General features: G+C 60.7%; 10 protein-coding genes. 2 read left to right on the top strand and 8 right to left on the bottom strand.

Going from position 1 to position 8,053, the window contains the following annotated elements; genetic code table 11:
• A partial coding sequence (locus tag Q7P63_12715) for a hypothetical protein (protein MDP0500949.1) occupies positions 1-321 on the top strand: 321 nt, incomplete at its 5' end.
• Positions 322-559: 238 nt separating this feature from the next.
• On the opposite strand, the gene Q7P63_12710 is transcribed toward Q7P63_12715, so the two are convergent.
• From Q7P63_12710 to Q7P63_12675, 8 genes are all read right to left on the bottom strand, one after another.
• Positions 560-1,642 (bottom strand): sugar phosphate nucleotidyltransferase, encoded by a 1,083-nt coding sequence (locus Q7P63_12710; protein ID MDP0500948.1) that lies wholly within the window; start codon positions 1,640-1,642, stop codon positions 560-562.
• Between the two features lies 1 nt (position 1,643).
• Complete coding sequence (gene trpA, locus Q7P63_12705; protein MDP0500947.1) at positions 1,644-2,444, bottom strand: tryptophan synthase subunit alpha; 801 nt, start codon at positions 2,442-2,444, stop codon at positions 1,644-1,646.
• Between the two features lie 218 nt (positions 2,445-2,662).
• A complete protein-coding gene (gene ribF, locus Q7P63_12700; protein MDP0500946.1) occupies positions 2,663-3,661 on the bottom strand; it encodes a riboflavin biosynthesis protein RibF in 999 nt (332 codons plus the stop codon).
• Positions 3,662-3,676: 15 nt separating this feature from the next.
• On the bottom strand, positions 3,677-4,396 hold the full coding sequence (gene truB / locus Q7P63_12695) for a tRNA pseudouridine(55) synthase TruB (GenBank protein MDP0500945.1): 720 nt from the start codon (positions 4,394-4,396) through the stop codon (positions 3,677-3,679).
• Positions 4,397-4,460: 64 nt separating this feature from the next.
• Positions 4,461-5,471, bottom strand: a complete 1,011-nt coding sequence (locus Q7P63_12690; GenBank protein MDP0500944.1) for a DHH family phosphoesterase — start codon at positions 5,469-5,471, stop codon at positions 4,461-4,463.
• Positions 5,472-5,536: 65 nt separating this feature from the next.
• On the bottom strand, positions 5,537-5,938 hold the full coding sequence (locus Q7P63_12685; protein MDP0500943.1) for a hypothetical protein: 402 nt from the start codon (positions 5,936-5,938) through the stop codon (positions 5,537-5,539).
• Positions 5,935-6,600, bottom strand: a complete 666-nt coding sequence (locus tag Q7P63_12680) for a DUF433 domain-containing protein (protein ID MDP0500942.1) — start codon at positions 6,598-6,600, stop codon at positions 5,935-5,937. The genes Q7P63_12685 and Q7P63_12680 overlap by 4 nt, the downstream gene beginning before the upstream one ends.
• A gap of 65 nt (positions 6,601-6,665) precedes the next feature.
• Positions 6,666-7,307 carry a hypothetical protein gene (locus Q7P63_12675; protein MDP0500941.1) on the bottom strand — a complete coding sequence of 214 codons (642 nt, stop codon included), beginning with the start codon at positions 7,305-7,307 and terminating at the stop codon, positions 6,666-6,668.
• 279 nt (positions 7,308-7,586) lie between these two features.
• Here Q7P63_12675 and Q7P63_12670 point away from each other — a divergent pair, with 279 nt between their 5' ends.
• Positions 7,587-8,042: an NfeD family protein gene (locus Q7P63_12670; GenBank protein MDP0500940.1), complete on the top strand. Its 456-nt coding sequence runs from the start codon at positions 7,587-7,589 to the stop codon at positions 8,040-8,042.
• Positions 8,043-8,053: the final 11 nt, after the last annotated feature.

Below are 8,053 nucleotides of genomic sequence, written 5' to 3'. Positions count from 1 at the left end.
ACTGGGTTCTCAGAGGAATTATTGCTTCGGCGACTAAATATCGGGAATTTCGATTTTTCTGGAGGGACAGCGTCCCCGCTGTCCGTGGACGATGAGGACATCGTCCCTCCACACAACGCACAACCTTTAACCGCCGCATCTAAAATTCGTGCGATTCGCGGAATCCGCGATCCCGATAACAGCCCCGCGAACCCGGTTTTTTCACCTCACACGAAGTACATCTCTACCCCGCGCTCCGACCCGGAAAATTCGGATTCAGGAAATGAAACTAAACCACGGAATTTACAAAAGGATCACGGATCACACGAATCCCGCGAATGATCGGATTTTACTGCTTCGGCGACTAAATATCGGGAATGTCGATTTTTCTGGAGGGACAGCGTCCCCGCTGTCCGTGGACGATGAGGACATCGTCCCTCCACGCAACTCACACCATTTAACCGCCGCATCTATAAATCTGCATAACCTCTGTGTGCTCCGCGCCTCAGCGAGGAATATCCCGACAACCACAACGACGACCGTCCTAAACCTTCGAGTCCTTAGTGCCTTTGTGGTTCGTTTAAAGCAGTTCGTCGTAGGCGCCGTTTTCGCGGAGAGCGACGACCATTTTCTTGATGTCCTGGGCGCGGTCTTTCGGGCAGACCAGGGTCACACCCTCGGCTTGCACCACAATGAGATCCTTCACGCCGATGACGGCGGTCAGGTGGTCTTTGGACAGGATAATGTTATTCTCGGCGTCCAGCGTCTCCACGGTTCCGATCGGCGTATTGCCGGCGTCGTCCTGATCGAAATGGCTTTCCAGCGCCGGCCAGGCACCGACATCGTCCCAGTAGAACGTGCCGCAGGCCATCACGATATTGTCCGCTTTTTCCATCAGCGCATAGTCGACCGAAATTTTTCCAAGGTCCGGATAGGTTGCATCCATGCCTTCGACCATCCGGCCGCCGGCCGCATAGCCGGTCAGCGTATGCATCAGCTCCAGCATTTCCGGACAATGGGCGCCGAAGGCTTTTTCCAGGGATTGGACCGACCAGATAAACATGCCGGAGTTCCAGAAAAATTTCCCGGTTTCCAGATATTCAGCCGCTGTGGTTTCGTCGGGTTTTTCCACAAAGCGCGCGGCATTTTTAAATTCCACCCCTTCCGCCGTCCGGAAATCCGCACCCGATTCAATGTAGCCGAATCCGGTGGCCGCATAGGTGGGTTTGATTCCAATGGTCACGAGGATGTCGTTTTCAGCGGCGAGGTCCATGCCGCCCTTGAGCGTGTTGGAAAAGATATCGAGGTCCCCCATCACCTGATCGGCGGTCAGGACGGCAAAGACGCCGTTTTCATCGCGGGCTTTCACCAGTGCCCCGCCGCAGGCCACGGCAGCGGCGGTATCGCGCCCGATCGGTTCGCCGACAATATTTTCCGGCGGCAGCAGCGGCGCGGCGGCGCGTGTAGCATCGACCAGGTCGGCATTGGTGACCACAAAGACATTTTCCGGCGGAACGATGCCTTCCAGGCGATCCACGGCCTGGGCAATCAGCGGTTTATCGCCGACGAGTGCCAGAAGCTGTTTCGGGTGCTTCGACGTACTGAGCGGCCAGAACCGCTCCCCTTTTCCCCCTGCCATGATGACTGCGTAACGACCGGACATCCTAAATCTCCTTTACTGCTCTAACCATTTCGCCGACGGACGCGGCGGCATCGGCACGGCCCTCGGCGGTATGCGGGTTGTTATGAAAAGCATTCACAATGGCGCTGCCCACCACCACGGCGTCGGCCAATGCCGCCGCATCACGCGCCTGTTCCGGGGTTCCGATTCCGAAACCGAGCGCCACCGGCAGGTCGCTGTGGTCTTTAATACGCTGCACCAGTGCCCCGGCCCCATCGGCAATTTTATCCTGTACGCCGGTGACCCCTTCGCGGGACACGCAGTAAATAAATCCATTGGCCTGCTTCACGATTTTACCGATCCGCTCATCCGGCGTCGTCGGGGTGACCAGCTGAATGCCGTTGAGCGCATTGCGGCGCAGCGCCCCGCGGTAGGGCTTCGCCTCCTCCAGCGGAAGGTCCAGCAGCAGGAATCCATCGATGCCGGCCTGCGCCGCCGCGGCGATCGACTGATCGAATCCGCGGGCCAGCAGCGGGTTCATGTACGCATAAAAAATCATCGGAATTTCAGAGCGTTCGCGGATTTTCGCGATGCAATCCATCACCCCGTCAAATGTGGCACCGGCCTCCAGGGCGCGCGTGGCGGCCTCCTGGTTGACGCGGCCGTCGGCCAGCGGATCGGAGAACGGCACGCCCAGCTCCAGCAGGTCGGTGCCGGCCTCGAGCACGCTCTTGCAGGCCTGGAAGGAGTGCTCCAGCGTCGGATCACCGGCGCAGAGGTAGGAAATAAAGAGTGCCCGATCGGCAGCCTTGCCCTCGGCGAACTGTCGCGCAATGCGGTTCATGGGATCAGCTAAATCCCGCCCGCAGATTGAAGCAAGGGATAAGGATAAGAACAGGAGGGAAAAAGAGTTAAAAGGAGTTCAGAAATATTTATAGAAACACAAAGGACACGAAGATTAGGACTGGATTCGCTATTGGTCCTGTCTTTGCGGTCTTTGTCCTCTTCTGTTTTTAAAAAGCCTCTTTTTACTCCCTTTACTCCTGTTCCAATCTTCCAGTCCTATCGCTGGACCTTCCACCAGGCGCGGGCGGCATGGCAGTCGGCTTCGATCTGGGTCTTGAGGGCGTCCAGACCGTCGAATTTCTTCTCCGGGCGCAGGTAACGGTGCCAGGCCACTTCGAGTTCTTCCCCGGCGACGTAATCCACGTCTTCGCCGTCGAGCAGGTGAACTTCTAGGATCGGCTCAACGGGGGCGTTTTCAACCGTGGGGCGCACGCCGTAGTTGGCGACCGCCGGACGCCAGGCGGATTCGCCCGGGCGGCGCGACGCCACGATGTAAACGCCCAGCCGTGGGGTCAGCTCCGGCGCCCAGGGGAGGTTGAGCGTGGGGAAGCCGATCATCCGACCGAGCCGACGCCCCGGCTGCAGGGCCGACTGGCTACGGTAACTGTAGCCGAGCAGCTCGTTGACCGTCTTCATGTCTCCCCGCTCCAGGCAATCGCGGATTCGCGAGCTGCTGATAGCAGCGTCGTCGTACTGCAGGCGGGGAGTGATGACGACCTCCACGCCGTGAGCTTTCCCCGTCTCAGCCAACAGCTCGGCATCGCCCAGGCGGCCTTTGCCAAAGCGGAAATTGCTGCCTACATGCAGGCTCTTGAGCCCGGGCACCGACTTGAGCACCAGCGCCACGAAGTCTTCGGCCGGGATTGCCGCAAATGCGTTATCGAACGCCTTCCAAATAATAAATTCGATTCCGGCGCGGTAGAGGCGCGCCCGCTTTTGGGCGACGGGCTGCAACATGCGCGTAGGGTCCTGCGGGCGGAAGAGGCGGCTCGGGTGCGGCCAGAAGGTCAGCACCCCCGGCACCCCACCCTGCCGCTTGGCAGTCTCGAGGGCGCCCTGGATCACCGCCATGTGCCCCCGGTGCACGCCGTCGAACATGCCGACGGCGAGCGAGAGCGGCTTTTGACGCAGGCGCTCCAGCGGCACCTGAGGGGCCACGTCGATTTCCGCTGCCGGTAATTCCATGGCCCCACCGATGCTGTCGTAGCGTTGCATGCGCTTGGCTCTCGCTTAAAGAACGTGGCTGGGGACGGCCTGGTAGGGCGGGATGAGGTAGCGGCGGATCTCCGAAGGCTCCAGCGCCTCGAAGTCGGCCAGCTCCAGGCTGTCTTCGATCACAAACTTGTCGATCTCCACGCGGCGGAGGTCTTTGAGGTGCGCGCCGCAGCCCACCTTCTCGCCCAGATCGTGCGCGAGGGTGCGGACGTAGGTGCCCTTGCTGCAGGCGACCGTGACTTCGGCGTCGGGCCGGTTCCAGCTGTCGAGGGTAAACTCGATCACGCGGATCACGCGCGGCTCGCGCTCGATCTCCTTGCCCTTGCGGGCCAGCTTGTAGAGCGGCACGCCGTCGACCTTCTTGGCGCTGAACATCGGGGGCGTCTGGTATTGGTCGCCGAGGAACGACTTGAGGTAGCCCTGGAGCATTTCCTCGCTCAGGTCGGGCACCTCCTGCTCGCTCACGACTTCGCCGTCGGCATCTTGCGTGGTGGTGGCCTGGCCGAAGCGGATCACGCCTTCGTAGACCTTGTCCAGCCCCATCAGGAACTGGCTCAGCTTGGTGGCCTTGCCCACGAGCACGATCATGAGGCCCGTGGCGCTCGGGTCGAGCGTACCCGCGTGGCCCACGCGCTTCATCTTCAGCTTGCGCCGCACGCGGTCAACCACGTCGTGCGAGGTCATCCCCGACGGCTTATCGATCAGCAGTACGCCTTCAAAATCTCCGTTTGCCATAACAACACATCCGCCCCCGGGGCCTGCAGGGCGCACGAGGGGTTAAAAGGTATAAATCGACTGTTTAGAGGCCCGAGTCCAGCGATGCAAAGTGTTTTTCGAGCGCCGGTTCCAGCCGCTCCAGCAGTTCTTCGAGGGAGCACTGGGGGTTGAAGCCTGCGGCCGCCGCATGCCCGCCGCCATTGAACTGCTTGGCCAGCAGGTCGACGCGCTTCGAGCCGTCTTTGGCGCGGAAGCTGCCCTTGAGCTGGCCGTCGCGTTGCTCCAGGAGCACGCCGATCTCGACGCCCTCAATGTCGCGCGCGTAGTCGACGAGGCCCTCGGTGTCGTCCTTGTTTGCGCCGGTGAGGCCCCAGTCTTCGTCGTGGACGACGCCGAGGCATACGCGGCCGCCGCAGAGGTAGCGGAAGCTGGAGAGGAAGCGCTGCAGCAGGGCCAGCTTGGCGCGGCTCTCGTTGGCGTAGAGCTCGTGCGCGGCCACTGCCGGGTCGGCACCCTGCTCCAGCAGATGGCAGGCGAGGTCGAACGTGCGCTTGGTGGTCGAGGAAAAGCGGAACTGCCCCGTATCGGTCGCGATGCCGATGTAGAGGGCCTGCGCGGCAACGGCGTCGATCTCCCAGCCGAGGTCGAGGAACAGCGCGGCCAGCATCTCGGCCGTAGCCGAGGCGTCGCCGTCGATCAGGTTGCGCTCGCCGTAGTTTTCGTTGGAAATGTGGTGGTCGATGTTGATCGCGATTTGCGGGAAGGCTGCCGCCACGGGCTCACCGAGGCGCTTCTTGCCCGCGCAGTCGACCGCGATGGCCACACGCTCGGAGAGGTCGGCCACCTCATGATCCTGAAAGAGCGGGGTGTCGGCCACGAAGAGCTTGAGGTTGGCCGGCACCGTATGGTGGTTGATGCCGATGGCGTCGAAGCCCTGCGCCCGCAGCGCACGAACGAGGCCCACCGTGCTGCCGATGCAGTCGCCATCCGGGCGCACATGCCCCAACACGGCCAGCTTGCGGCCCTTGAGCTGTTCGATGCCCTCGGCCAGTTGCGCGGAGAGTTGCGGGTAATAGCGATTCGTCGACGTCATGATCAAGCGGTCATGCACGCACAGCCCGGCCCCCATGGCAAGCCGGAAGGCAAGGGGGGCGCTCCTCAAGCCCGGCTCCCCAAAACGCGCAGGCGCCCTTGGGCAGGCAACTCTGCCAAAATCTGTCCGCTCTGGTTTCTAACCAGTTGCAGGACCTCAGGCATGTAATGAATGAGCCGGGAAGCCGTGGCCCAAAAGTCCAATCGCGCCCACGATTTACCGAGAAAGATGACAGAATGCCCGGCCTCTTGCAAAGCGAGCCGCTCGTGCGGCCTCCTCTGAATGTGCAGGTCTCCGGTGATGATCACCCAGCAGTAGGTCCGATCCAGTTGAGTAAGCCACTCGATATCCGTCGCAGAAGCGGAAAAAGTATCTTTGAGGTGCTGGGCGGAGTCGTTGGGCAACAACAATTCGTTCAAGGCTTTGGCCAGGCGCGGAGGAAGGTTGTTGTCCAGAAAGAACTTCATGCCGCCAACGAGCGCTCGAACTCTAGTGCAGCCTGAACCTCCGCTATGGATACTTCATACCACTCGGCTACCGCCTCCACCGTATCGTTTGCCCTGAGTGCGGTGATGATAGCCCGGGTCGGCACCCCGCAGCTTGCGAGCATCGGTTTTCCAAAATTGCGCTGCGGGTCGAGCACCACGAGATTATCGCGCCCTCGCGGCCACCAGCGAGCAGCAAGAGAATCGCTGCCGAAATCGAGCTGATGGATGAACTGCTCCACAAACTTAAGCTCTGCCTGGCCTGAAGTAACATTTACCCACAGCCGCTCTCCGAGTTCATCCGCAGCCTGCTCCAGAATGTTGACGCGATCGGTGCCATATTGCCCCGTCGAGAACGGATGTGAGATGCCATGGCGATGCTGCAATGCTTGATGCACCTGCTTGATACGTTGCAGTGAAACGCCTTGGGCCAGGAAGAAGTGCATGAAGCGCAGCTCAATAAGGTCGAGGAAACCGACGGCCTGCTTTCCTTCCATTTTTGGCAGCTGCCCCACCCAATAGCGCTCGTAAGTCTTTCCTTTACAGCGATAGCCTGACATCCAGCGCCGAATCCGCGACGGCGCAACCTCGCTGAGGCGCGACGCTTCGGGAACGGTATAGATGCCTGTGTTGAGCAAAATCACTATATGAAAATCATTTCACCTGCGCGGGGTTTCAAGCTCAATCAGCACTGCGATCATTTACCTCCTCACTCGTCTCCGCTGCCGCTGGCCTTGAGGCTGTAGTAGCGTTCCAGCCAGCAACAGACCTCCTTACGTTCGCGCGGGGTGACCCAGTGGTGGGTGTAAACGCTTTTGGCGTTCAGCGTGCAGCGGTCTTGATGGATCTCGGCGAAGTTGAAGCGACGGCCTGCGGCAAAAGGGATTCGATTTTCGGCATAAAAGCCGATCACGACAATCTCCACCTCCCGGTAGTCCTCGACCGGCAGTGATTCCTTTTTCTCCTGCCAAGCGTTGGCGATCAGGCCGAGAATAGGTCCCAGCTCTACGGCTTTGCCGGGTTGAACCGAGCCGAACAGGCCGTCCAGCTCCTCCTGGCCGACGACGCTCTCGTCGATAAAGCGCTCGGTCTTCTTGTCCCCTTCCAGAGAGAGGCGCAGCATGACGGTTTCCACAAAGACGGCGCGGGCGGAGAGGTTGCACGCAAGGATACGACTGCCCCCCTTCTTGCCGGTCGAGCTGCTGATCACCATCCGTGGCTTACGCTGCTGCTTATAGGTCCGAAGAAGCAGTTGCGCATACACGACCCACACGGCCAGCATGGCCGCATTGGTGAGCACCGTGAGCAGGTTGTGGTGAGACGAAATCCACTGGAATATTCCGCCGAACATGGGGTGGCCCTTGTGCAGATTTCATTCCAATCAAACCGTGGCGGCGGCATGCGCAACGATGCGCGCAACAAAGCGTCTTCCCTCCCTTGACGGCGTTTCCGCCAGCACCCAGACAAGCCTCGGACGAGTTTACTTTGTGGACTAGAGCAAGCCCCCCGGCTCTACAAACAGCGGCAGGGAAGGTCCACACCTTTCCTGCCGTTCGCGTGTACCCCTAAAACGTTCCACCGCTGAGGAATGAGCTTGTGAAGCCTCGTCAGGCACGGCATTGCATTTTTCATGGAACTGGTGGAAATCATCTGGGTGGTGCTCGGGCTCCTGCTGATCCTTGGCGAACTGCTGCTGGGTGGCTTTGTGATCGTGTTTTTCGGCACCTCCGCGCTGGTGACAGGGGTGGCCCTGTGGTTTGGCTTCCCCGGAGGCCATGGGCTGCCGTTCCTGCTGTTCAGCGCGTTGACGATCCTCCAGATCGTGGCCCTGCGCGGGCAGTTCAAGCGCATCTTCCGCGGCGACATTGCGGAAAACGGCCAGCCGGAGGACGACGACTTTACCGGGCGGGCCGCCACCGCCGCTTCCGATTTCGGCCTCGAACGCGACGCCACCGGCACCTACCACGGGCGGATCGCGTTTCGCGGCACCCAGTGGTCGGCCAGTTGCAGCGAGCCTGCCCAGCCCGGCCAACGCGTGAAGATCGTGCGCCGCGAGGGCTCCAGCCTCGTCATTACTTTAGACTAACCTCCGTCTCC

The organism is Verrucomicrobiota bacterium JB022, from assembly GCA_030673845.1.
In the GTDB taxonomy this organism is placed as follows: Bacteria; Verrucomicrobiota; Verrucomicrobiia; order Opitutales; family Oceanipulchritudinaceae; genus WOUP01.
Note: the sequence above shows the minus strand (reverse complement) of the source record. Positions and strands in the feature narration are given on the sequence as shown.